The sequence below is a fragment of the Desulfacinum hydrothermale DSM 13146 genome (genome assembly GCF_900176285.1).
GTDB classification, from domain to species: Bacteria; Desulfobacterota; Syntrophobacteria; order Syntrophobacterales; family DSM-9756; genus Desulfacinum; species Desulfacinum hydrothermale.
Genome location: NZ_FWXF01000002.1, coordinates 176,537 through 200,999 on the forward strand (window position 1 = coordinate 176,537; position 24,463 = coordinate 200,999).

Consider the following 24,463-nt stretch of genomic DNA (forward strand, 5'->3'; position numbering starts at 1 on the left):
GATGGAAGGGAGCACTATGGACCAAGCACTTGGGCTGAAGGGCAAAGGAACGGGACAGGACCTCTGGGACGACAACCGCCCCTTGAACGCCCCTTTCGGGGACAAAGCCATCCGAACCATTGCGGTGAGCTCCGGCAAGGGCGGCGTGGGCAAGAGCAACGTGGTGGTCAATCTGGCGCTGGCTTTGGACCGGCTGGGGCAGCGAGTGCTCATCCTGGATGCGGACCTGGGACTGGCCAATGTGGATGTGTTGCTGGGACTGGCCCCCAAGTTCAACATCAGCCACGTGCTGGAAGGATCCAAGCGTTTTGAGGAGGTGCTGGTCGCGGGCCCGGGATCCGTGAGAATCATGCCGGCCAGCTCGGGCGTGCAGGAACTCACCCGCCTGAGCGATGAACAGAAACTGCTCCTGGTGGATCTCCTGGACGATCTGGAAGGGGACGTGGATGTCCTGCTCATCGACACGGGAGCCGGCATATCGGACACCGTGCTCTATTTCAACTTGGCCGCCCAGGAAAAGATCGTGGTGGTGACCTCAGAGCCCACCTCCCTGACAGACGCCTATGCCTTCATCAAGGTCATGTACACCCGGCATGGGGAACGCACCTTTAAGATCCTGGCCAACAACGTGGGTGACGAGAGGGAAGGACGTCGGGTGTTCAGCAAGATCAGCCGGGTGGCCGACCACTTTCTCGATGGTCTCTCCCTGGACTACGTGGGCTGGATCCCCCGCGATCCCAGCGTTCCCGAATCGGTCAGACGGCAGCAAGCCCTTCTCCAAGCCTTTCCCGGAGCCCCTGCGGCCAAAGCCATCATGGACATCGCCAAGCGGATCCATCGGCAGCCGCCCCCGGGGCTGAAGGGCAACATTCAATTTTTCTGGAGACGTCTGCTCCATGTCTAACACGGCGGAGATATCCATGAACGTGAAAACATCAGCCGCCACCTGCGGGCCTGATCTGAGCCCCGTCCTTTCCCACCTGGGATGCGCCACACGAGAAGAGGCCATCCTCAAGTATTACGACCTGGTCAAGTACACGGCCTACCGCCTGGCGGCGCGCCTCCCGGACAACGTGTGTGTGGACGACTTGTTCAATGCGGGCGTCATCGGCCTGATGGATGCGTTGGACAAGTTCGACCCGGCCCAGTCCGTCTCCTTTGAAAATTACGCCAAGATTCGAATCCGAGGCGCGATGCTGGACGAAATTCGATCCTTGGACTGGGTGCCGCGGTCCCTGCGCCAAAAGAGCGCGGAGCTGGAAAAGACCTGTGCCAATCTGGAGCAGAGACTGGGACGGTTCCCCGAAGACGAGGAGATCGCCCGGGAGATGGCCATCAGCCTGGACGAATACCACCAGCTGCTGGACAGCCTGAAGGGCATCTCCTTTCTGCCGGAAGATCTGAACGAATACATCTCGGAAAACCGCGAAGCCGCCCATCTGGCGACGGCCCCGGACGAGGTCTTCAACCAGATCCACCGCTCGGAGCTGCAAAAGATCGTGGCCGAATGCATCGAGGGCCTGACCGAAAAGGAAAAGGTCGTTCTTTCCCTGTACTACTTTGAAGAACTCACCATGAAGGAAGTGGGGGCGGTCATGGGCTACACGGAATCGCGCATCTCACAGATCCACACCAAGGCCATCCTGAAGCTCAGGACCCGCTTGTCCAAAAGACTCAAGGAAGAGGACCTGCCGAGAAACCTCTCCGGCAATCTGAACCGCTGAACAGGGGCAAGCGGGAGATCCAGGCGGAAGAAAGGTTCGCCCCCAAACGCCAGCCTATGACAGGGGAAAAGAGTGGCACCGGAAACGACTCAAGCTCAAACGACACGTCAAGGGCCCCAGACGCCTCCCGACGAGGAGACGATCTTCGTGGTGGAACAGGAAAAGTCGGAAGGACTGGCTTCTCTCTTTTCCTCTCTGGAAGAAACGCCGGAAGAAGCCCCTTCCGATCCCACCCCCGAGGATGCAGAAAAAGAGTCGGCTTCTGAAAAAATCCCGACCGATGACGAGCCCGCCGAGCCAACGAGTCCAGCTCCAAACCCTTCGCGCAAGATCCTGGGAGCGACGATCGCTGTCGTCGCTCTGGTCATGGCCATGGGCTTTTGGATCTTCCTGAGATCCCCAGAGCAGCAGCCTGCGGCCGCTTTCCGGGAACCACGAGGCGTCCAGCGGATCACCCAACCCGTCTCCGTTCCCGAATACCAAGAGGACATCCGGTTCTTTTTTCCGGCCCAATCGGCCCAAAGGACGGATTTGTTGAGCCTGACGGTTCGAATCCGCCTCGTGGGCCCCAGGGCCCCCGAGCTCTTCAAGGACCTTTCCATCCCGCTGCGCCGGGAAATCTACCACTATCTCAGCAAACAGAGCCCGGAAAAGAATGCTCACAGGGACTGGAGCCGGATTGTGGAAGGGCCCTTGCTCGACCTTCTCCGGGATCGCTTCTCCACGATGAAGATCGCTTCCCTGGAACTGGTGGATCTGCAAAGAATCTAGAAAACACGCTGGAAGAGGCTCCTCAGGTGGAATCGTTTTGGACCCAGATGGATTGGCACACCGGCCTTCAACTCCTGATCGACCTTGTCCTGGTCGCCCTGCTGGCAGGCCTGTTCCTGTCCCGCCGACGCGGCGGATCCGAGGAAGAACTCCGTTCCCTTCTGGGAACCTTTGAGGGGATCGTTTCCGAAACCAAAACCCTGGCCGACGAATTCGAAAAGAACCTTCAGCAACGGGCTGAGCTCATCCAGCACATCCTGGGACTTCTCGATGAAAAGCTGGAAAAGGCCAAAGACACCCTCGACCGGCTGGACACGAAGCCCGGACGGACTGAATCCAGACCGGCCCCGCCCTCGCAACGGAAAGATACGGCCTCCATCCTTCGACTTGCCCGCTCGGGACTGTCCGCCGAAGAGATCGCCCTGGCCACCCAACGGCCCGTGGGGGAGGTGGAACTGATCCTCAGCCTGGACAGGCTGGCCCGCCCCAGGGATCCACAAGGGGCCAAGAAACCTTGAGTCCATCCCCGTTTCTCCCAGAGGGGCCACAGGATAACACTCCGCCCCCGCCTTAGCGTGGCAAGGTTCGCTCCCGGGACCATCCGCCGCTTGAAAAGATCTTCCCCAGCACCGGTGGAGACCGCCGGCACTCGCCTGCCCACCGAGTGGATCGACGCCATGGTCCCAACACGGAAAAATGTGCCCAGTTCGGGGCACATTTGACCGCTCGCAACCGCCCCGGCGTGGCGCCATCCCGCCCAGACCCAAATGTTCTGGGGCAGCCAGGGTCTCTGAACCTGGCACTTCCATTGCTACAAGACCCTGTTGAAAGGAGTGCCCTATGCGATTGAGTCCCTATACCGCAGTGCTGGGTGCCATTCAGGAAGGGAAGAAGATGGATGTGGTGGCCAACAACCTGGCCAACGCCGCCACCCCCGGCTACCGGAAGGAAGCCGCGCGTTTCAGCCAATTCATGGAAATGGAGACCTACACGAAAACGGACCCGGGCCCCATACACCGCACCGGCAATCCCTGGGACATCGCCATCCGTGGCCGAGGCTATCTGCGGGTCCAGACCGACAAGGGTGAGCGTTACACACGTGCCGGAAATTTGACGGTCAACGACCAGGGACAGCTGGTCACCCAAGACGGATGGCCGGTCCTGGGGCAAGGGGGAGTGATCGAACTCACGGGAACCGATTTCCGCGTGGACCCCACCGGTCAAGTCTATGACGGGGAAGAAGCCGTGGACATGCTGGACGTGGTGATCTTTCCCCCAGGAACCCAGCTGCGCCACGAAGGCTCCAACCTGCTGGTGCCGACCCAGGCGGGGGCGGTGCCCATGCCCGCGGCGGATTACGAAGTGGAACAGGGTGCGTTGGAAGGGGCCAATTTCTCCGTTGTGGAAGAGATGACCCACATGATCGAGACTTCGCGCGTCTATGAGACGTGCCAAAAAATTGCCAAGGCAAGTTTCGAAGAGGACAAGCAGATCATCTCGCAATTGGGTAAGGCCTAGACGAGGAGACAGAAGCCATGATGCGAAGTCTTTGGACCGCGGCCACCGGCATGGAAGCCCAACAAATGAACATGGACGTGGTGGCGCACAACCTGGCCAACGCCAACACCACGGCCTTCAAGCGCAGCCGTGCCAACTTCGAGGATCTCATGTACCAGAACATCATTCCCCCGGGGGCGGAAACGGGAGCCAACGGTCAGATCCCCGCGGGCATCCAGATCGGCATGGGGGTCAAGACCGCTTCCGTGGAGAAGATCTTCACCCAGGGGAATTTTACGGAAACGGGCAACCAGCTGGATTTGGCCATTGAAGGAAAGGGCTTTTTCCGCGTTGTTCGCGGTACCGAGGAGGTGTACACGCGGGCGGGCGCCTTCAAACTGGACAGTGAAGGCTACATCGTGGACGCGGAAGGCAACAGACTTCAGCCGGAAATCAGCATTCCCCGCGATGCGGTCACCGTCAACATCGATTCCCAAGGGACTTTGAACGCCCTCGATGCCAACGGCAACGTTTTGACCTCCGGAACCATCACGCTCTACGATTTCCCCAATCCCGCGGGTCTCCTCAGCCTTGGCAAGAATTACTTCGCCCCCACCGAGGCCTCCGGGGATGCGGTGGAGGGCCAGCCCGGAACGGAAGGGTTCGGCACCCTGCTCCAGGGCTTTTTGGAAAGCGCCAATATCAACGTGGTGGAAGAGATGGTCAACATGATCGCCGGGCAGAGGGCCTACGAAGCCAATTCCAAGGTCATCCGCACGGCGGACGAAATGCTTCGGATCGCCAACAGTGTGGTCAGCTAGGGGTGAGTCGATGTTCATGAGGTTCCCGAGGGGCATGGCGATGGGTTGCGGAAAGGCGCTCCTGGCGTTTTGTGTGGTGCTGTGGGGCTGGGGGCTTACTCCACCGGCCTGGGGGGCAGCGCTCGGACCGTGCCCCCAAGAGATCCACTTTCGCCAGGTCGTGGAGGTGGCGAACGACACCATCACCCTGGCCGATCTGCTGGCCCAACCGGACTCTTTACCGTCATCATGGCGGGCCATCTTCCGTTCCATTGAGCTGGGGCCCACCCCTCCTTTGGGAACACAGCGATTCATCCGAGCTGAGAACCTGCGCGCCTACATGGTCAAGTTCCTGCGTTCTCGGGGAGTGGACCCCGAGTCCACGCTTCTGGTTTTGCCCGATCGGCTGACCATTCAACGAGCTGCAATCTACGTGGAAGACCGGCAAATCCAGCAGATGGTCACGGCCTTCATTCGCACCCATGCCCCCTGGGATCCTTCGGAGATGGAAATCCGGGACATCACCTTTTCGGGCTTGCCCATGCTGCCTGCCGGCTCTTTGACTCACCAGATAGAAGCCCGGAGCGGCGAGACTTTCTTAGGACACGTGAATCTTTCCATTCATTTCTTCCTGGACGGCAAGAAGGTCCGCACCCTCAAGGCGGCGGCCGAAGTGGTCCTCAAAAAGAGGGTGCTACATGCCGCACGGCCGCTGAAGCGGGGTGAGATCATCAGCCCGGATGATGTGGAGATGCGCGAGATCGAAATCAGCGATCCGTCACGATCCTACGTCTTCCAAGTCTCTCAAGCCGTGGGGAAGCGACTGGTACACGCCGTTTCCATGGGAGAACCCCTGGAGTTGACCTCCCTGGACAAGCCCCTGCTGGTGCGGCGCGGCAAGACCGTCACCATCGTGTACCAGACGCCCGGGATTATGCTGACCGCCAGGGGGAAGGCCAAGGAAGCCGGCGGACATGGAGATTGGATTCGGATCGTGAACTTGGATTCGGACAAGGTTCTCAAAGGCCAAGTGCTCGATGAGAACACCGTGCGGGTGCCCCGCTGACCCCAGAGGGAGCGCGTCACAAATGATCACCAAGGGACCATTCAAGACGAAGATAAAACCACAAGCCACGACTGCCTGCCTGCTGCTGGTCTCTTTGATCTGGGCCCTGGCGGGCTGTGCCACGTCGGGAAAGCCGGCCTCCGTGGCCGCCACGTCCCCGCCCCCCCAGCCCACCACCATTGAGCCGGCACATCCACCGGCACCCCCGGCCTCTCGGACCGGATCGTTGTGGTCGGCCCGAAACGATTCCCTCTTCCGGGACATCAAGGCCCACCGCATCGGGGACATCGTCACCATCATGGTGAGTGAACAATCGGAAGCGAGCAAAAAGGCCACAACGAAGACCAGTCGGTCCAAGGAATTGAGCGGAACGGGCAACTTCCTCGGTCTGGGCACGACGACCAAGACGCTTCTACGGCCCCTCAACAAGACCGGCTACGGCTTCACCTTCGACAACACCTTCACGGGCAAGGGCAGCACCGAGAAGACCAATTCCATGACCGCCTACATGACCGCCACGGTCACGGACATCCTTCCCAACGGCAACTTGGTGATCCGGGGCTCCCGCTGGACGCGGGTCAACGACGAGATGCAGCAGATCATCCTGGAAGGGGTCATCCGGCCCATGGACATCACCCGGGACAACACCATCCTGTCGCAGAACATCGCGGAAGCAAAGATCTTTTTCGTGGGCAAAGGGCCTGTGACCAACCATCAGAAGCCCGGCTTGCTCGGGCAGCTGCTGGACATCCTGCTCCCGTTCTAAAAGGAGGCGTTTGAGACCATGAGACGCGTTGCGTGGGGCTTGGCATTTTTGGCAGCAGCCATCTTCTGGGTTTGTCCCAGCGCGGGAGCCGTGCGCATCAAGGACATCGCCCGTTTCATGGGCGTTCGCACCAACCCGCTTTTCGGCTACGGCCTGGTGGTGGGCCTCAATGGCACGGGAGACAACAGCAAGACCCAATTTACCACCAATACACTTGCCAACATGCTGGACCACATGGGAATCCATGTGGACCCCGACGCCCTCAAGGTCAAGAACGTGGCCGCCGTTATGGTCACCGCTCAATTGCCGCCGTTCGCCCGGATCGGCAACCGCATCGACGTCCAGGTTTCGTCCATCGGCGACGCCAAGAGTCTGGAAGGAGGCACCCTGTTGATGACTCCCCTGCAGGGACCCGACGGCCAGATCTACGCCGTGGCCCAAGGCCCTCTCTCCACGGGAGGGTTTTCCAGCGCGGGAGCCAGCGGTAGCTCCGTCCAAAAGAACCACCCCACGGTGGGCTACATCTCCGGCGGGGCCATGGTGGAAAGGGAACTCCCCCTCGTGCTCTCAGATCAGGAGGGCCTGGACCTGGTCCTGGAAGAACCCGATTTTTCCACGGCCAATCGGGCGGCCCAGCGGATCAACCTGGCCCTGGGAGGCCCCTTTGCCAAGCCCGTCAGCGCCTCCACCATTCGCGTGCAGGTGCCGCCTTCCTTTCGAACCAACATGGTGGGGCTCATCTCCCGAGTGGAAACCCTGGAGGTCACCCCCGATACGACAGCCAAAGTGGTGATCAACGAACGCACGGGAACCATCGTGATGGGGGAAAACGTGCGCATTTCGCCCGTGGCGGTGGCCCATGGGAATCTGACGGTGCAGATCACGGAGCAACCGGCCGTGTCCCAGCCACTGCCGCTGAGCCAAGGCCAGACGGTGGTGACTCCCCAGTCGTCGGTTCAGGTCCAGGAAGGCAAGGGAAGCCTCAACCTGCTGCCCGGTGGCGCCACGATCGGGGAGGTCATCCACGGACTCAATGCCATCGGGGCCACTCCCAGGGACATCATCACCATTTTGCAGGCCATCAAGGCCGCAGGAGCGCTCCATGCCCGACTCGAGCTCATCTAAAAAGAAGAAGGGAAACGGCGGAGAAGAAGGCCCGGCGGCAGATGGGTGGCTCACCACTTACTGCGACCTGTGCACCCTGCTTCTCACCTTCTTTGTGCTTTTGTTGAGTATGTCCGTCCTGGACAACACGAGGAAGAAGGAGGTCTTGAACTCCCTGGTGGGGGCGTTCGGGTTCCTGCCAGGAGGCCGCGCGGCTATTGGAATACCCAAAGGGTCGGATATCAGTGAGTTTTCGTCCCCGCTGATGGAAGACAAGGATTTCAACTTCGAATTGCTCCACGAAGTGACCATGAAAAATGAACTGGATCCGAAGGTGGACATCATTAAAAGGGACAAAGAGATAACCATCGTCCTCAACCAAAGGCTCCTCTTTGAACCCGGATCGTTCACCTTGACGCAAGCCGCTTCCCATTACTTGGCGCAGATCGCCCCCTACCTGCGCGGGCAGAACCGTGAGGTGGAGATCCGGGGGCACACCGACCGCTACGAAGACATACGCGATCCGCGATGGATTGATCGTTCCTACGAGATCTCCACCCGCAGGGCCATGGCCGTCTACAGAAAGCTCATAAGCCTGGGTGTGCCGATGGGCAAAATGAGTGTGCACGGTTTCAGCTTTTCCCGTCCTCTCGTGGACGGCGCCCAGTTCCCCCATCTGCGCTACAAGAATCAAAGGGTGGAGATCGCCATGACCTACAGCCGGTCGTTGCCGGCCTCCCTGGTTCGGGCAAAACCCAAACCCACACCCTACTTCAACTACAAGAATTTCTTCTTCCGGCTCTTCCCGATGGACAACCAAGGGGCATCGGGGAAGGATGGGCCAGATCGATCTGCAATGAAACATACCGTAGGAGTGAAGCAACATGGCTAAGAAAAAGAAAGGTGGAGGCGACGAAGGCGGTGAGGGCAGCGCCTCCTGGATGGTCACCTTTTCGGACCTTTCCACGCTGCTTCTGACCTTCTTTGTCTTGTTGCTCAGTATGTCGTCGCTCAACGACAAGGCGATCCGGAGCACCTTTCAAAACTTCGACAAAAGCAGCGGGATCCTGTTTTTCAAGAATCGTCAAAAGGTGCGCCTGAATTCGGAGATGGCCGTCAAGGACATCGTCAAGAGCCTCAAGAGCGTCTACCTCATGGACGTTCGGGATTTGGATGAGGTCACCAAAGTCCCCATGGACAAGAACCTAAAACTGGTTATTTCCTCGGGTAACGCCCTTTTTGTGAAAAAGAGGTGGGCCCCGGGCAGCTTTTCCTTCATCTTCGGCGACCAACTCCTTTTTGAAAGCGGCCGCGCGGAGCTCAAGCCCAAGGCCTACAAGGCTTTGGAAAAGTTTGCTGTTTTTCTCAGGCAAGCGCCCTACCGGGTCTATGTGGACGGCCATACGGACAGCCGCCCCGTGAGCGGTCGTCGTTTTGCCTCCAACGATGAACTATCGCTGGCCCGGGCCATGGCTGTGGCCCGCTTCTTCGTGGACAAGGCCCGGGTACCGCCCGAAAAGGTGGCCGTGGGGGCCTACGGCGACACCCAGCCCCTCATGCCAAACACCACCCCGGAAGGGCGCCGCATGAACCGGCGCGTGGAACTCATCTTTGAACAGGTGAGCTAGGAGTTGAAAATGGATTCCGTACGCATGGCCCCCGTGACCTGGAACCCGGAACGCACCGCCGATTCCGTGGACCATCAAAAGAAAAGGCTTCGCCAAGCCTGCCGGGACTTCGAAAGCCTGCTCAACGCCCACATGTTCAAATCCATGAGACGTGGGATTTTGAGGGCGGAAAGACCGGAACATGCCCAAAGCCTTTACGAGGCCATGTTCGACGAAGCGCTGGCCAAAGAATGTGCCGAGCAGGGTGCGGTGGGTCTGGGCGACCTTCTCTACCGCCAGCTGGAACCCCTGATCGAAGCTTCCAGCGCCTCACCGGCCACCGGAAGCACGCCCAAAGAGACTTAGATCCGGACTGGCGAAAAGCGCAAATCCCCGGGCCGCCGCAGACGGCTGTGGGCAAAAGGATCACCGATTCACGGTGCGTGCGTCCACGCGGGGCTCCAGCTCCGCAGAGGTGAAGGTTCCGAAGTGCAAGGAGATGGCTCAGCCGGCGAGATTTCCAGGGGGAAAGGACGCCACGTTGTTTTTTCACGTCCCCAAAGGGCTCTGCCGCAACGGGGGACAAACGCTGGGCACCGGGGGCAGGGCGATCCATCCCAAGGCCTTTAGTTTTTCGTACTTTTTGCCGATTAGAATAGTGAGGAATCGATCATGCATGCACCAGGGACAGGACAGGCGGCCAAGGGTGGCGGAGGAGCCAAAGGCGGAGGCGTGCACGCCCACAGGACCCAAGACCTTCGCACCATCCTGGAAACGGCCACCTCTCTTCTGGAAATGGTGGAAGAAGAAAGCCGATGCCTCAAGGAAAGGGACCATGAGGCCCTGTTGCACCTGCTGCCGGCCAAGGAGGGCCTGGCCCGGGCCTTGGCAGCCCAGCTGCAGCGGCTTAGTCCTCAGGCAGCGGGCGGAGATGACGGCGGCGGCCAGACCCTTCAGGAAATCAAGACCATCCTGCGCCACATTGAGGCTCGTAACGAGGCCAACCGCCAGTTCATCCTGGAGTCCCTGGACATTTATCAGGGAATCTTGAGGCTTTTCGAAAGGGATCTCTACGGCCCGTCAGCCACCCCGCCCGATTTTGCGGCGTTCAGGGGGAGCTCAATTCACAGGGAGGCCTGACATGGCAGGGCTGAACGCATCTTTGGAAATCGCCAAGAACGCGCTCCTGAACACCCAGGTCCAAATTCAGACCTCTTCGCACAACATCGCCAACGCGGAAAACCCCAACTACACGCGCCAGAAGGCATCCACAGTCACACAGGGAGCGGTTCGGGAACGCGCCGGATGGGTGGGCATGGGAGCCCGCTTGGACCACATCGTTCAGCAGCGCGACGCCTTCCTGGAATCCAACCTGCTGGGGAGCCTTTCTTCCAGTTCCTACTACGAAACGATGGGGCGCATCCTGGAGACGGCCGAAACCTATCTTTCCGATGATGGGGAAACCGGGCTTTCCGGATCGCTCAACGCATTTTGGAACGCCTGGAACGCCCTGGCACAAAACCCCGATGGGGCCGCCGAAAAGGCAACGGTGATCGAAGCCGGCAAAAACCTGGCAAGCCTGCTCAATGACACGGCCGCAGATCTGGATGCGTTGCAGGGAAACCTCAAAAAAGACCTGGAGGACTCTCTGCAACCGGTCAACACGCTGCTGGAAAAAATTCGGGACCTCAATCTGCAGATCGCACGCGCCGAAGGATCCGGGCAGACAGCCAACGATCTCAGGGACCAGCGCTACCAAGCCATGAAGGAATTGGGCCAGTACGTCCAGTTCGATACGGAAGAAATCTCCGGGGGAGCGATCAATATCTTTCTCGGCGACCGAACCCCATTGGTGGTCGGCACGGTGTACGCGGCGGAGCTCGAAGTCCAGGACGAGTCCGCCGGATATGCCGTTACCATCAAGGATACGGGAACGGTGGTGGGCCAACTGGACACCTCCGATGCCGCCAACACCCTGGACCGGTTGGGAGGTTCCCTGGGTGGGTTGATTGCTTCGGCGTCCCAAGTGGACGAGTGGCAGGACAAGCTGGATGATTTTGCGGGGGCTCTGGTTTCCACCATAAACGGCGAATACAGCCCGGCCCCGCCACCGCCTGCCGATCCCAACGACTATCTTTTTTTCACCCCGTCGGGGACCACAGCCTCCACCATCGCCGTGACGGACCACCCGTTGGACGACCCACCGGATCCCCAGGATGTTCTCAAGTGGCAGACAGACAACGCGCTCAGCTGGGACGGCGAGTCCTTGTCCCTGGGAACGTACCTCAACCGATTAACGCAAGATGTGGGGCTGGCGGTGGAATCCGCTCAAGGCCAACACAGCTTCCGCGACAGCCTGGTGACGGAGCTGGAAGCCAAGCGGCAGTCCGTGTCGGGCGTTTCCATCGATGAAGAAATGGTGGAACTTCTCAAACAACAGCAGCTCTACCAGGCCGCCGCCAAGGTGGTGCAGACCACATCCGACATGATCCAGACGGCCATCAACATGGTCTAACGCGGGGGATGGACTCATGCGCGTCACCTTGCCGCTGCTCTATGCAGCCACCCAACAGAACATCGAGAGCAGAAACGAAAAGATCCAGGGGCTTACCCGTCGGATTTCCAGCGGGAAGCAGCTGGAGGCTCCACACGACGATCCCAGGGCGTGGGCCCAATCGCGCCGGCTCACCGCAGGCCTTCAGAGGCTGGAGCGGTACAAGAACAACCTGGAATTCGCCAATGGTCTGACCAGCGTGGCCGAAAGCGCCCTCGATCACATCCACGATCTGCTGATCCGAGCCAAAGAGATCGGCACGGCCGCCAACACCCCCAATTCGTCGGCGGAAAAAGAAGCCTACAAGGAAGATCTGGAACAAATTCAAGAAGAGATCATGTCCACGGCACAGACCAAGTACAACGGACAGTATGTCTTCGAAGGCTACTTTGACCCAAACCCGACCACCCCTCCACCCGATTGGCTCTCCGCAAGGGATACGTCACCTCCCGATGACGCGCGGATCATTTCCGTGGATCTGGACGATAGGGCCACCCAGACGGAAGTGAGCGTGGACGCCAGATCCCTTTTTCAAGGGCTTATGGCAACCTTCGAAGATCTCAAGACAGCTATAGAAACCGAGAACTCCGCTGATATCGCAAATTCCCTTTCCAAGCTGGACGGGGCCCTGGACACGGCCCGGGCCCTGTCTGCTCAGACCGGCGCCCGGAGCACGGCCTACGAACGGCGGCTGGACGCTCTGAACACCTTCCAGGTGCACGACCAGGATCGTTTGTCCCAGATCCAGGATACCGACCTGGTGGAGGCCGTCACCGCCCTCAAGCAGAACCAGATCGCCCTCGAAGCGGCCCTCCAATCCACCGCCGCCCTCCAGGGACTGAGCCTCACCCGATACCTGTAAGAGCCCACAACAAAACCCCCGGCGGGCAGAGCCCGCCGGGGGCGTGGATCCCCCCAAAGTCATCCTATTGACAACACCGGGACCCTCTGGCTGTCAATATGATGACGAAGCAGTCTAGAAGATTTCGTCCAACATTTTGGCGGCCACCTTGTCGGCCTGAACGGTGTAGGAGCCGTTTTGCAACATTTGTCGCAGCTGGTCCACGCGTTCCGTTCGGATCTCCTCCCTTTCCATCATGACCTTCTTCGTTTTGGCCATTTCCAGCGCTTCTTTGCTCAGTTCCACCCGGTCCTGCACCTGGAGCTGTTCGGCGTTGGATGTGTTCGTAGCCGCATCCTTTTCCGGCGTGCGGAGGGTGCTTCCTTCAACCTGTTGGTTCGACTGGCCCACATAAGCCGATACGCGTTTGATGTCCATTGTGTTCGTCCTCTCTTACGGTAAAACATGGCGCCGTCCCGTCATCCGCAGATTTCCGGATCCTCGGCGGCCTGTTCGGGATCCACCAAACCCTGCTCCAGGACCTGGGATGCCACCCGGTCCCGAATAAGGCGCCGCCGGGCCTCCTCGGAAATGGTAACCCGCTCCTCGGGGGGTTTCTCGGACCTACCTGCCTTGCCCACACTGGAGGCAAGCCGCGATTTTTGAAGCTGCCGCGTGTAGGTCCTGAGAACACCTTGCACATGATAATCCGTGATCACCATGATCGTCCGCCTCCCTCACTTGTCTATATCGGACGATCCCCCTCAAAACTTGAATAAAACCTTTGCTGGTCTTTCCCGACGAAAACGGCGGCATCCAGCCGCCCACCATCCCTCACACTTTGAAGGCCCCGCGGCTTCGGCCCAATGGCTTTCCGGGGATCATCGCACACGCATCACGGCGGGGCCTCTCCAATGGGGCTTTAATTTGGCATGAGATATGCTTTCCGGTAATGACAACGGGTTTGGCAAAGTGCCCATGGGGACCGGCCTGGGAGGAGTGGTTATCATGCAGGGAAATGGAGTTGGCCAAAGGAGCCACCGAGAAACCCGAGCCTATTGCCCCCATTGCGTCCATTTCGCCATCACCTGGGATCGGCAGGCCCCTTACGGCTGCCGGGCCTGGGGAGTGCGCACCGCACAGCACCCCAGTCGCAGCGTCTTGGCCGCGTCCGGCATCCCCTGCCAGTATTTCCGCAAGAAGCCCACGAAATGAGGGCTGCAGGAACAAACGCGAATCATAGAGGGTATCTATGAGCCATCATCACAGCACGAACAGCTCCTTTGCTGCCCATGAATTGGCCGAAGCGGTCCTGAAGGCCCTCAGCCAGATCCTGCCGGAAACGGGCTGGGAAAAGCAGAGTCTGGTGGAAACGCTGGCCCAGGATCCCGTGATTGCCGGGATGGTCCAGGGCGCTTCCGATGGAAACCAGGCTCAGCGCGTGCGAGCCCTTCAAGATCAAGTCCAAAAGCTGCGCCGGCAAAAGGACCAGTTGCGAAAGGACGCTCTGGAACTCCAAGACAAGCACAGTCGGCTGGAAGAAGCAGCCCGAAACTCCTTTTCCCATCTCTGCTCCTGGGCAAAAGCGCTGGCCGACAGTCAAGAGTCTGAGATCCTGGACGAGGTCAAAAGATTGATCGTTTCGGAAGCCCACTGGGAAGAGGTGGAAAAAGGCCTTCGCAGGCTCAGGCAGCGTCCTTTGATGGACACCCCCGCCACCGAAAGGCAATACGAAGCAGAGGACCGAACGGCGCCCAGCCGTGCCGAATCCCACCTGGAGACCTTGAAAAGCCGGCTGAGCCGACTTCTCAACCAGTTCAACGTGAATCTGGGGGATCAATATCATCAAAAGTGGACCCGGCTCCATGAGCAGCTGCCTGGGTGCCAATCCCTGGAAAGCCTGCTGGGAACGATTGAGCAGACCCTGGAACTGGCGGAACGCTTTTCCGGTGCCGTCAATAAAGAAAGGGCTCAGCTTGCCAGGTTCTTCTCGGACATCGGCCAGGATCTTGCCGAGATGGAAGTCCTTCTCTCCTCGACCGTCAACTTCAACCGGGAAAGCCATCAGGCCAGCCAGGACTTCAACTCACTCCTGGACGGCAAGATGGAAGAGATGAGCAACTCCGTCAATTTTTCCCGGACTCTGGAGGAACTGAAGGCCGCCCTGGAGGCCAAGCTCACGGCCATCAAGCAGTTTCTCAAAGAAAAGCAAACCCAGGACGAATCCCGTTATCGCAAGGCCGATGAGAACAGTGAAGTTCTTCGCGCCAGTCTTCAAAGGATGAAACGGGAAGTCGCCCAGATGGAGCAAAAGACGAAACGCCTGGAAAAGCAGGCACTCCAGGATGCCCTGACGGGAGTCCACAACCGGCGGGCCTTCGACATGAGGATTCAGGAGGAGATGTATCGATACCAACGTTATGGCCAGATCTTTTCTTTGCTGATCATCGACCTGGATCATTTCAAGAAAGTGAACGATTCCTACGGCCACGCCACCGGGGATCGGTGCCTGAAAGAGGTCACGCGCCGCATGGGACTGGCCCTGAGACAATCGGACTATCTTGCCCGTTACGGAGGGGAAGAATTCGCCGTGATCCTGCCGGGTACGGACGGAAAGAAGGCCTTGAGGGTGGCCGAGAAATTGAGAAACATCGTGGACAAGACCCGATTTCTGTACAAGGGAGAGCCCATTCCCTTGAGCGTCAGCGTCGGGGTGACCCAAGTGGGAGAGGCGGACACAACCGTCACCGACGTTTTCGAACGGGCCGATCAAGCCCTCTATCGGGCCAAGGCCCAGGGGCGTAACCGGGTGGAGTCGATCTTCGCATAGCCCCCCGGTTGCCCATGTTCAAGTTGGTCCTTCGTCGCTTGGACCGAACACCCTGGGACGCTCACCACAAGGCGTCCTGCCGGCTTGAGTACAAAAACGCTTTCGCTTGATAGGGGCACACCCGGCGGGGTGCCCCTATAAGCCCTAGCGGAGGCACGGGAGCTTCCCCAGAAGCCCACATGCCGGAGTGCCCGCACCCGACAAAAACCATGTGGCCGTATCGGCCGGGCGACGAGAAAGAAGTCCCTTAGAATCCAAACTCCGCCAGCAGCGCATCCACATCATTTTGGGAGTGGAGCGCATCTTCCACCTGCTCATGGGAGGGACCGTAGAGTTCTTCTTTCGTTTTCTTGGCCTTTTCCACCTTGACCCCGAACTTGGTGATGAGCTGGACCAGCTTGCCTTCCAGATCCTCCAGGAGCTTGATGATCTTCATGATGATCTGCCCGGTGAGATCCTGATAATCTTGGGCGGTCATGATCTGGATCAGATCCTCGTTGGATCGGCGGCCCGACTCCACCAGAAGTTCCAGCAAAGATCGTATTTGGGCCAACCTTTCTTGGGCGTTTCCACCGATGGCGTGCAGGCCGTCTAAAGTCGTTTGGATCTCCTGGAGATGGGACCGATCCTCTTCATTCCTTTTCTGGAGCATTTCCACATGATCCAGGGTGGTATTGGCCGCCGTTTCCGTCAGTTGGATGATGTGCTCCAACCGGTTTCCCGAATCGGGGATCTTGTCTTCCACCATTTCCCGAAGAGCCGGATCCATAGCGCCCACGAAGTCGCGAAGCGAGTTGTGCAGCTCCCTGGCCATGCTCCCTATCTCCTGGTACAGGCCGGGGTCGGAGCTTTTCTCCGACAACGCCAGCAGGATCTGCTGCGCCCGTTCCACGTTCCCTTCGGCCATGCAGAACATGAACTCCTTCATGTCCTCGAGAACCTTCGCCGCCGGCTCTTGATCCTCGGTCAACCGGGGGCGCAAATCCTCCCAGCTTTCCAGTGAAGACTGGGCCGCGAGAAGCTGCTGCCAACCCGGGCTTTCGGCCGGAATCTCCAGGCAGACGACCTCTTCGCCCGTATCCGCCTTCTTCACATCCAGCTTGGCCCCCACACGAGCCGCCCAGTCATGGAGGCGATCCATCCGGGACGGATCGTCGGCCGGCGCTTGGGTTTCGGTGTCGGGCGCGGGTGCACCCACCAGCTCATCAATGAGAGCGTCCTCGTCCAGGTCCTCCTCGCAGCCGGGGGGATCCCCATCTTCTTCCGGCCCTTGGGAAGCACCGCCCGCCGAATCCAGGATGGAAAGGACCTCCTCCACGTTCACCTGGCCGGTTTCCCCCTCGTCCTTTTCTGAACGGATCATGGACTCCACCAGTGCGTTCAGGGCGAAATTGAAAACGGCCCCTTCTTCTCCTTGAGTGTTCCCATTGGCCCCCAGGATATGCGTCTCGAAAAAGGCTTCCAAGCGAGCGCCGGCCTGAGACAGATCCTCCATCCCCAACATGGCCACGGTGCTTGAAAAGGTCTTGAGGCTCTGGTGGCACTGATTCAAAGCCTGGGCGTCCTTGCCGTCTCCGCCCAATCCCACGAGAAGCTTTTCCACGTCTTTCAACAAACGAATCAGATCACGCCACTCGTCTTTGCCGATCGAAACCATTTTTCCCACCTTCTTCGTATGTGCTCACCACACCTTTCACATCCAGGATCAGGGCCACCTTACCGTCGCCCAAAATGGCGCCTCCGGAGATCCCCTTCACATGGCGCAGCGTGCTTCCCAGACTCTTGATGACCACTTCCTGGCGCCCCACGATCTCATCGGCCAGCAGGCAGTAAAACTCTTGGTCTTCCTGAACGACGAGCACCAGGGCCTCCCAAGGGTTGCGCAAGCGGGGCTCCACATCGAACAGCTCGTGGAGACGTATGAGGGGCATGAGTTGATCGCGAACCTTGATCATCTCCTGGGAACCCTGAACCGTGTGGTAAGCCTCTTTGCCGGGTCGCAGAGACTCCCGAAGGGCCACCGTTGGCACCACGTAGCGTTCCGTTCCCACGCAGATCACCATGCCGTCGATGATGGCCATGGTCAAAGGCAGCTTGAGTTCGAACCGGGTGCCGTGTCCCGGCACACTGGAAACTTCCAGTTTCCCCCGCAGCTCCTCCACACTTCGGCGCACCACGTCCATGCCCACGCCACGGCCGGAAACGTCGGTCACTTGGTCTTTGGTGGAAAAACCGGGGTGGAAAATGAGTTCGTAGGTGGCCCGATCATCCAGGGTGTCTTCGGGGGAGATGAGACCCTTGGCAAGGGCCTTCTCGCGGATCTTTTCTGCGTCCAATCCCTTACCGTCGTCTTGGAGCTCGATGATGATGTTTCCACCCTTTTGCTCGGCCGTCAGATAGATGGTGCCCTGGGGGTCTTTCCCCACCCGTTCTCGCTCATCAGGCGATTCGATACCGTGGTCCACGGCGTTGCGTATCATGTGGACCAGAGGTTCATAGATTTCCTCCACCATATTGCGGTCGATTTCGGTCTCTTCGCCCCGCATCTCCAGGCGCACGCTCTTACCCGATTTCCGCGAAAGATCCCGCACCAGGCGGATGAGCTTCTGAAAGGTACTTTTGATGGGGACCATGCGAAGAGACATGGAAATGCGCTGGAGCTCCGCCGTAATTCTTCGGAGCTGCACGGAATCTTTTTGAAACTTCTGATCCTTGATCACCTGGACATCGGGATTCTGAAGCACCATCGACTGGGCGATCACCAGCTCCCCGACCATGTCCACCAGGTTGTCCAGCTTCTGGGTATCGACCCGAACCGAAGCCGCACTTTCCTTGATCTTTCGCTGTTCGCGCAGGGCGCTCGCCACATCCATGGCCGAGGCCGCCCCCTGCTCCACCAGGGCTTCCCCGATCCGCTTGCCGCTCTCCTGCGCCTGCTGAGCCGCGCTTTCCACCCGTTCCGGTTCCGTCACCCCTTTTTCCACCAGAATCTCGCCCACCTTGGGGATCTGGTCCCGCTCCCGGGGGGTCTCGGCCCTGGGGTCAAAGCGTCGAAGCCGATTGAGAAACGCCCCCACCAGATTGGCGGACAATTGGGCCTGGCCTTCTCCCAACGCCGCCTCCAGTTCCCCCAGGAGAACCTTGAGGATGTCCACGGCGCCCAGAACGATATCGATCACTCCTTCCGTGACATCGATGCTCCCGGAACGAGCCTCGTCCAGGAGGTTTTCCACCTCATGGCTCAGCTCGTGGATGCTCTCGAGATTGAGGAACCCGGCCACGCCTTTGATGCTGTGGAACGGGCGAAAGACGGCGTTGATGGCCTCCCGGTCCTGAGGGTCCGCTTCCAGGGAAACCATGTTGAGCTCAATGGACGCCAGGTGTTCCTTGGCTTCCTCCACGAAGTCCTTGATGAGCTCCGGGTCCTCCATCTGAATCGTTTCGGGCCCACGCTCTTCGGAAGCCGGCTCTTCGTCCGAGGAAGCGCTTGTTTCGGCGCCACCCTCCGCCGGAGGATCTTCCAGGGGCGGGGGCTCTTCCTCCCCCGGCGAATGGCCGGGCTCGACGCTTCCCGCCGTCAACCGATCCAGCAGGGACTGAATCTCGCGCCAGTCGGCTTCTGGGTCCGGGCTTTCTTCCAGAATGATCTTTTTGAAGAGCCCCTTGATGGTTTCCAGGGGGCCATGCCACGACTCGGGCACACCCTGATCGGCCTGCTCCAACTCCTCCAGCAGGTTCAGGCATTCGCCGATGCCCATGAGGTCTTCCGGCCCGGCCACCACGCCATTGGACAACCGATCCAGGAGATCTCGGGCAATGTTCAGAGAGTTTTCCGTACCGCCCATCTTCGGCTCCATCATCAGTTTTGAGGCAAAATCTTTTCCAGCTTTTCCGCCAGCACCGCTGCGGTGAACGGCTTGACGATGTAGTTGCTCACCTTCGCCTTGACCGCCTCCACCACGTTTTCCTTCTGGGCCTCCGCCGTCACCATGAGAAATGGCAGATCCTTGGTCTTGTCATTGGCGCGGACCCACTTGAGCAGTTCCAGTCCCGTCATCTTGGGCATGTTCCAGTCCGAGACAATCAGGTCCACGTCCTGGGACTCCAGAACCTTCACCGCCGCGGCGCCGTTTTCCGCCTCATAGATCTCCTTGAAATCCAGTTCCCTGAGGATGTTCTTGACGATGCGCCGCATCGTTGCGAAATCGTCCACAACCAGTACTTTCATGTCCTTGTATGCCACGGATCCACTCCTTCCGATCGTGCGTTGACAATATCCGAAGAGGCAAAGGCTTTCTTCCAGGTCCTGCCGCATGGCTCAGACCGAGGCCTTCGCCGCCTTCTCTCCCCCTTCCAGGATCCTGCAAACCGTCTCCGGGATGTCATCGAGCGGGACCACCACCTCGGCGGCCCCCATCTTAATGGCCTCCTTGGGCATGCCGAAAACGACGCAGGAAGCCTCGTCCTGTGCGATGGTGCGCGCACCGGCCTTGCGCATCTCCAGCAGCCCTTTGGCACCGTCCCGCCCCATGCCCGTCATGATGACCCCCACGGCGTTGGCGCCGGCATACCGGGCCACGGAATGGAACAGCACGTCCACCGCCGGCCTCTGATGGCACACCAGAGGACCGTCCTTGACCTCCACATAGTAGCGGGCCCCGCTTCGTTTGAAGACCATGTGGAAATTGCCAGGCGCAATGAGCGCCAGGCCCGGGCGCACCGTATCCCCGTCCTTGGCCTCCCGGACCTCGATCTGGCAACACCCGTCCAGGCGCTTGGCAAAGACCGCCGTGAACTTGGGGGGCATGTGCTGCACCACAACGATGCCCGGGCTGTTGGGAGGCATTTGCATGAGCACATACTTGAGGGCTTCCGTGCCGCCGGTGGAGGCGCCGAGAGCGATCACCTTTTGGGTCGTACGGGTCAGGGCCAGGGAGGGCCGTCCTTTTGCTCCCTCCGAGGAATCCGAAGGCCCAGGGCGCCGGGAACCCAGATCCCTCACGCGGGCGGCCGCCCGTATCTTTTCCACCAGCTGGACGCTCATATCCCCCACCGTAAAGGATCCCCCAGGCTTGGCCAGCACCTCCACCGCCCCGTACTCCAGCGCTTCCAAGGCCATCTCGCTATTCCTCGGAGTGAGCGAACTGACGATGATGGTCGGCGTGGGATGGTATTTCATGAGCTTCTTGAGGAACGTGAGGCCGTCCATGCGCGGCATTTCCACGTCGAGCGTGATCACGTCCGGCCTGAGCTTGGCGATCTTGTCCCGCGCCACATAGGGATCGGGCGCTGTGCCCACCACCTGGATATCAGGGTGCTTGCCCAATTCCTGAGTGAAGATCTTTCGCACAATGGCAGAATCATCCACCACCAGCACACGGATGGGATCCATACTCCTCTCCTGTAAGGAAATCAGACCAGGACGGGAAGGGGGCTCCCCCGTCTCCTTTCCCGACGCCGTCCGCATCGGAGGCGATTTGCGTGAAACGACCGGGGATGAGCCCTCAGGAGCCTTCGGTGACTTGCACGGCGGCGAATCCCACCGGCTCGCCATAGGAGAGCATCTCCCAGCCGGCCCCTGCGCCGGCGATCTGCGAGTCCACCGGCGCGGCATCCGGAAGCCCCAAACGCCATTCACTCGGTTCCAGTTGCTTGACCCAGCTACCTCCCACCATATTGGCCAATTCCCCCATGGCGTCCTTCACGTCTTCCTCGCTGATCTCATGGGGCTCCAAGGCCAGGAGGTTGCCCGCCAGCTCTTTGGCGAAATGGGGCGAAAGCCAAAGGATCAAGGTGGCGCTGTTCGCCCCATCGGATCGCCTGGCCTGTATGCGGGCCCGCCACCCCTCGAAGGACTCCGGGATCGCCTTTTCTTCCCGAAAGGAAACCTCTGCAAAGTACATGGTTTCCAAAACCTCAGAAATCGCAGCCTTCATCACTTCCATCCAGTCCCCATTCATCTTCGACCCCCAGTGTCTCCAGCACAAGAGACCGCACATCTTCGGGCTGGAAGGGTTTTCGCAAATACCCCTTGGCCCCGAGAGCCATGGCTTCTTCCAGCCGCTTTTCATTGCTTTCCGTCGTCACGAGCACCACCGGAACATCACGGAAATCCTCATGCTGGGACAGCGCCCGCAGGAACTCGATCCCGTCCATCTCCGGCATGTTCACATCGCTCAGGATCAGATCCACCCAAGCTTCCCCAAGCCGATCCAGGGCCTCCCGACCGTTTCCGGCTTCCAGGATGTCTCCCAACTCCAAGCCGGAGATCTTGAGCACCTTTTTGATGACGTTTCTCATGGACCTGGAATCATCCACGATCAATACGTTGTAGGCCATACCGCCCCCTTCCGCCTGTGCTAAAGCTCGAATTCACCGTGCCCGGAGACCTTCAAAACCACGCGCCCCGTCTCCAGCTCCAGGCGCACAGTGCGATTGACGTTGCCTCCCACATGTTCCGCTGCAATCAACACGTTGTTTTTCCATAAGATCTTTCGAAGAATCATGTAGTTTCGTTTGCCGATATTGAACACTCCGTCTTCATCCAATATCTGCGCTCCTCCCACCACCTTCACAATCAGGCTCTTCTTGGTGGCTCCGTACTTGTAGCTCTCCTTGAAGAGCATGGGAATCCCGGTATCGGCGAACATGGCCGGCTTGCTTCGCGCCTTCACAGGGTCCGTGGAGGACTCAGGCAACATGTAGTGAAGCATGCCACCCACCTTCACCTTCGGGTCATAGATCACCACGGCGATACATGATCCCAGGGAATAGGTGATGATGGTGTCTTCAGTTCGATTACTCACGGCCATGTCCGCTACGCCGACAACCACTCTATTCATGGACTCACTCTCACGTCTAGAGGAAAACCACCTGCTTTCTACTTTTGATAGACAGCCGGCTGGATGTACCTCATGGGATGGTCAAGGCCGGTCAGACTCTCCGAGTGCCCCACAAAGAAGTACCCTCCGGGAACCAAGTATTGGCACATCTTATTGATCAACATTTCCTGCGTTTTCTTATCGAAATAGATCATCACGTTGCGGCAGAAGATCACATCGAAAGGACCCTGAAAAGGATAGGGATCCTTCAGATTGAGCCGCCGGAAGGCGATCACCCTTTTGAGTGCCGGCGACACCTCATAGGTCTTTTCTCCCGAATTCTCCTTTCGAACCGTGAAGTAGCGCTGGCGCAACGCCGTCGGCACATTCTGCAGTTTGCTCTTGTCGTAGACCCCTCGCTGGGCCGTCTGGAGAACGCGCGTAGAAATGTCGGTGGCCAGGATGCGAAAATCCCAGCGATTGGGATGATCCAGGTTCTCCAGAACGCTCATGGCAATGGTGTAAGGCTCTTCTCCCGTGGAACAGCCGGCGCTCCAGATCCGGATGCGCGAGGTTCCCCGCTGCTCGTTTCTTTGCACCATTTCCGGCAAGGCCTTGCCCACGAGAAATTCAAAGTGCTTGGGTTCTCTGAAAAAGTAGGTGAGGTTGGTGGAAACGGCATCGAAAAAGCGAATGTACTCGTCCCGCCCCTCTTCGGAAAGAATGTAGTCGTAATAGGCCTTGGGCGACGGCAACCCCGTGGCCCGCAGTCGTTTCGCCAGGCGGGCTTCCAGAAGCGATTTCTTCCCGTCGTGCAGATTGATGCCGCATTCCTCATAGACAAGAGCGCTGAATTGCTGAAACAATCGAGGCGAAAGGTGTTCCACGGAACGATCCTCCCCATGCATTTGAGGATGAGCCTGTTGTTGAGCCGTGACCTGGGTGGGATGCAAAGCCTGTCGTCTTTTCCCACGATGACAATCGGAAATTGGGGGGACCGACTTTAAAAAAAATGCAAGGAAGGAAAATGGGAGCGCCCATCGGCCATTCGCCATCTTCAGAAGAACGCCGTTGGCGCAAGACAAGCGGGATGAGCGAAAGGGATCGCCCTCCAGGATACCGTGGGATATTGCCGCAATCCGAAAGAGCCGGCATGCAGGCAGAGGCGCCCCACCCAAGGATCATGGACGACGGACGAGAGTCCACGTCTGCAGGCGGGCTCAGGGGGTTTGGGGTGTCGGCTCCGGACGACCCGATTCAGGGCCGGAGTTCGGGCTCAGGTTCAGATCCAGCCAAAGGTGTCGAAGAACTTCCCAGGAGCGCTGGATCTTTCGCTCCTCATCACGCTTTTGCTCCTGAGCACCGGGGGGCCCCTGCGGCAGCGTCCTGTAGGTGATCCCCTCCTCGTCCTCGATCACCTCCGCCCGGCACACGCCGGGACCCAAACGGCCGGCGGGAAAGACTTCAGTCCCCTGGGAACCACCCCAAGGAGCGATCCACGTGAAAAGACAAGCTCCCAAAAGACAAAAGGCCCGCGCAGCGGGCCTCCAAGACGTTCGCATCGGACGGATCCTCCGCGCTCAGGACCCCAGATAGTCCCCGCGGGCCCATTTGACGGATTCCACATAGGCCACCACACGCGCTTCCTCGGCCAGTTGGCGGAGAGGATGTCCGGGCGCCAGATCCTGAGTCGCTTTCCATGCCTGCTCGGCCGACGCTTCCAGGTTCCTCAGCCTCTCGTCCACACCTTTCCAATAGGGGCCGCCCTCCATGAGCTGCTGCGAAAGGTTGTCCAGCTCATCCAAGACGCCCTGGATGTGCTCTTGAGCCGCCTCCACGCCGGAGGTCCGCACCTCCGGAGAAAGCAAACCCATGGGCCCTGCCGCAGGACGCAACTCGGAGGCCGTGACTTCCGGGGTCCCATCCGGATCCAGTTCCTGGGCCAAGATGCGATCGAAGGCTCCGGAGCCATCCGTGGGCCCCGCATCCGGCGCTTTCGGCATTCCGTCCACCACCACGTCGGGGTGAGGTCCTTTGACTTTCATCTCATCTTCCTCCCACCTGCTTGAGTCGACCCTCACC

At 59.3% G+C, this 24,463-nt stretch carries 28 protein-coding genes; 17 read left to right on the forward strand and 11 right to left on the reverse strand.

Going from position 1 to position 24,463, the window contains the following annotated elements:
• Window positions 1-16: 16 nt before the first annotated feature.
• The 15 genes from B9A12_RS03235 (at window position 17) to B9A12_RS03305 (ending at window position 12,751) form a co-directional block, all read left to right on the forward strand.
• Entirely contained in the window at window positions 17-904 is an 888-nt protein-coding gene (locus tag B9A12_RS03235; protein WP_084056233.1) for a MinD/ParA family protein, read from the forward strand.
• A gap of 16 nt (window positions 905-920) precedes the next feature.
• Window positions 921-1,724: a FliA/WhiG family RNA polymerase sigma factor gene (locus B9A12_RS03240; RefSeq protein WP_084056234.1), complete on the forward strand. Its 804-nt coding sequence runs from the start codon at window positions 921-923 to the stop codon at window positions 1,722-1,724.
• 72 nt (window positions 1,725-1,796) lie between these two features.
• Entirely contained in the window at window positions 1,797-2,495 is a 699-nt protein-coding gene (locus tag B9A12_RS03245) for a hypothetical protein (RefSeq protein WP_139796466.1), read from the forward strand.
• 26 nt (window positions 2,496-2,521) lie between these two features.
• Window positions 2,522-3,013 carry a DUF6115 domain-containing protein gene (locus B9A12_RS03250; protein ID WP_084056236.1) on the forward strand — a complete coding sequence of 164 codons (492 nt, stop codon included), beginning with the start codon at window positions 2,522-2,524 and terminating at the stop codon, window positions 3,011-3,013.
• A 322-nt stretch (window positions 3,014-3,335) separates the two neighbouring features.
• Window positions 3,336-4,013: a flagellar hook-basal body protein gene (locus B9A12_RS03255; RefSeq protein WP_084056238.1), complete on the forward strand. Its 678-nt coding sequence runs from the start codon at window positions 3,336-3,338 to the stop codon at window positions 4,011-4,013.
• A gap of 17 nt (window positions 4,014-4,030) precedes the next feature.
• Entirely contained in the window at window positions 4,031-4,813 is a 783-nt protein-coding gene (flgG, locus tag B9A12_RS03260; protein WP_084056241.1) for a flagellar basal-body rod protein FlgG, read from the forward strand.
• 40 nt (window positions 4,814-4,853) lie between these two features.
• Window positions 4,854-5,858 (forward strand): flagellar basal body P-ring formation chaperone FlgA, encoded by a 1,005-nt coding sequence (flgA, locus tag B9A12_RS03265; protein WP_170920306.1) that lies wholly within the window; start codon window positions 4,854-4,856, stop codon window positions 5,856-5,858.
• A 22-nt stretch (window positions 5,859-5,880) separates the two neighbouring features.
• Entirely contained in the window at window positions 5,881-6,624 is a 744-nt protein-coding gene (locus tag B9A12_RS03270) for a flagellar basal body L-ring protein FlgH (RefSeq protein WP_170920307.1), read from the forward strand.
• Window positions 6,625-6,642: 18 nt separating this feature from the next.
• Window positions 6,643-7,749: a flagellar basal body P-ring protein FlgI gene (locus B9A12_RS03275; RefSeq protein WP_084056247.1), complete on the forward strand. Its 1,107-nt coding sequence runs from the start codon at window positions 6,643-6,645 to the stop codon at window positions 7,747-7,749.
• Window positions 7,727-8,620 (forward strand): OmpA/MotB family protein, encoded by an 894-nt coding sequence (locus B9A12_RS03280; RefSeq protein WP_170920308.1) that lies wholly within the window; start codon window positions 7,727-7,729, stop codon window positions 8,618-8,620. Before B9A12_RS03275 ends, B9A12_RS03280 begins: the two co-directional genes overlap by 23 nt.
• On the forward strand, window positions 8,613-9,356 hold the full coding sequence (locus B9A12_RS03285; RefSeq protein WP_084056251.1) for an OmpA family protein: 744 nt from the start codon (window positions 8,613-8,615) through the stop codon (window positions 9,354-9,356). The genes B9A12_RS03280 and B9A12_RS03285 overlap by 8 nt, the downstream gene beginning before the upstream one ends.
• 9 nt (window positions 9,357-9,365) lie before the next feature.
• Entirely contained in the window at window positions 9,366-9,701 is a 336-nt protein-coding gene (locus tag B9A12_RS03290) for a rod-binding protein (RefSeq protein WP_084056253.1), read from the forward strand.
• Between the two features lie 306 nt (window positions 9,702-10,007).
• Window positions 10,008-10,475, forward strand: a complete 468-nt coding sequence (locus tag B9A12_RS03295) for a flagellar export chaperone FlgN (RefSeq protein ID WP_084056255.1) — start codon at window positions 10,008-10,010, stop codon at window positions 10,473-10,475.
• 1 nt (window position 10,476) lies between these two features.
• Window positions 10,477-11,850: a flagellar hook-associated protein FlgK gene (gene flgK / locus B9A12_RS03300; RefSeq protein ID WP_084056257.1), complete on the forward strand. Its 1,374-nt coding sequence runs from the start codon at window positions 10,477-10,479 to the stop codon at window positions 11,848-11,850.
• Window positions 11,851-11,866: 16 nt separating this feature from the next.
• Window positions 11,867-12,751, forward strand: a complete 885-nt coding sequence (locus B9A12_RS03305; RefSeq protein WP_084056258.1) for a flagellin — start codon at window positions 11,867-11,869, stop codon at window positions 12,749-12,751.
• 114 nt (window positions 12,752-12,865) lie between these two features.
• Here the strand turns inward: B9A12_RS03305 and flgM are convergent, their stop codons facing one another.
• On the reverse strand, window positions 12,866-13,168 hold the full coding sequence (gene flgM / locus B9A12_RS03310) for a flagellar biosynthesis anti-sigma factor FlgM (protein ID WP_084056259.1): 303 nt from the start codon (window positions 13,166-13,168) through the stop codon (window positions 12,866-12,868).
• A 41-nt stretch (window positions 13,169-13,209) separates the two neighbouring features.
• Complete coding sequence (locus B9A12_RS03315; protein WP_084056261.1) at window positions 13,210-13,452, reverse strand: DVU0524 family FlgM-associated protein; 243 nt, start codon at window positions 13,450-13,452, stop codon at window positions 13,210-13,212.
• A 286-nt stretch (window positions 13,453-13,738) separates the two neighbouring features.
• On the opposite strand from B9A12_RS03315, the gene B9A12_RS03320 reads away from it, so the two are divergent.
• Window positions 13,739-13,945: a hypothetical protein gene (locus B9A12_RS03320; protein ID WP_084056263.1), complete on the forward strand. Its 207-nt coding sequence runs from the start codon at window positions 13,739-13,741 to the stop codon at window positions 13,943-13,945.
• A gap of 37 nt (window positions 13,946-13,982) precedes the next feature.
• On the forward strand, window positions 13,983-15,560 hold the full coding sequence (locus B9A12_RS03325) for a sensor domain-containing diguanylate cyclase (RefSeq protein ID WP_084056265.1): 1,578 nt from the start codon (window positions 13,983-13,985) through the stop codon (window positions 15,558-15,560).
• Between the two features lie 247 nt (window positions 15,561-15,807).
• On the opposite strand, the gene B9A12_RS03330 is transcribed toward B9A12_RS03325, so the two are convergent.
• The 9 genes from B9A12_RS03330 to B9A12_RS03375 all read right to left on the reverse strand — a co-directional run bounded on the left by B9A12_RS03330 (window position 15,808) and on the right by B9A12_RS03375 (window position 24,426).
• Entirely contained in the window at window positions 15,808-17,217 is a 1,410-nt protein-coding gene (locus tag B9A12_RS03330; RefSeq protein WP_084056267.1) for a protein phosphatase CheZ, read from the reverse strand.
• The gene (locus tag B9A12_RS03335; RefSeq protein ID WP_170920309.1) at window positions 17,186-19,405 is read right to left on the reverse strand and encodes a chemotaxis protein CheA; all 2,220 of its coding nucleotides are present in this window, start codon (window positions 19,403-19,405) and stop codon (window positions 17,186-17,188) included. The genes B9A12_RS03330 and B9A12_RS03335 overlap by 32 nt, the downstream gene beginning before the upstream one ends.
• A gap of 14 nt (window positions 19,406-19,419) precedes the next feature.
• Window positions 19,420-19,788 carry a response regulator gene (locus B9A12_RS03340; RefSeq protein ID WP_084056436.1) on the reverse strand — a complete coding sequence of 123 codons (369 nt, stop codon included), beginning with the start codon at window positions 19,786-19,788 and terminating at the stop codon, window positions 19,420-19,422.
• Window positions 19,789-19,878: 90 nt separating this feature from the next.
• Window positions 19,879-20,952 (reverse strand): protein-glutamate methylesterase/protein-glutamine glutaminase, encoded by a 1,074-nt coding sequence (locus B9A12_RS03345; protein WP_084056271.1) that lies wholly within the window; start codon window positions 20,950-20,952, stop codon window positions 19,879-19,881.
• 112 nt (window positions 20,953-21,064) lie between these two features.
• Complete coding sequence (locus B9A12_RS03350; protein WP_212636811.1) at window positions 21,065-21,496, reverse strand: chemotaxis protein CheX; 432 nt, start codon at window positions 21,494-21,496, stop codon at window positions 21,065-21,067.
• Window positions 21,477-21,899: a response regulator gene (locus tag B9A12_RS03355; protein WP_084056275.1), complete on the reverse strand. Its 423-nt coding sequence runs from the start codon at window positions 21,897-21,899 to the stop codon at window positions 21,477-21,479. Before B9A12_RS03355 ends, B9A12_RS03350 begins: the two co-directional genes overlap by 20 nt.
• Window positions 21,900-21,919: 20 nt before the next feature.
• Entirely contained in the window at window positions 21,920-22,402 is a 483-nt protein-coding gene (locus tag B9A12_RS03360; RefSeq protein ID WP_084056277.1) for a chemotaxis protein CheD, read from the reverse strand.
• A 38-nt stretch (window positions 22,403-22,440) separates the two neighbouring features.
• Window positions 22,441-23,268 (reverse strand): CheR family methyltransferase, encoded by an 828-nt coding sequence (locus tag B9A12_RS03365; protein WP_170920310.1) that lies wholly within the window; start codon window positions 23,266-23,268, stop codon window positions 22,441-22,443.
• A gap of 693 nt (window positions 23,269-23,961) precedes the next feature.
• Complete coding sequence (locus tag B9A12_RS03375; protein WP_084056283.1) at window positions 23,962-24,426, reverse strand: hypothetical protein; 465 nt, start codon at window positions 24,424-24,426, stop codon at window positions 23,962-23,964.
• Between the last annotated feature and the right edge of the window lie 37 nt (window positions 24,427-24,463).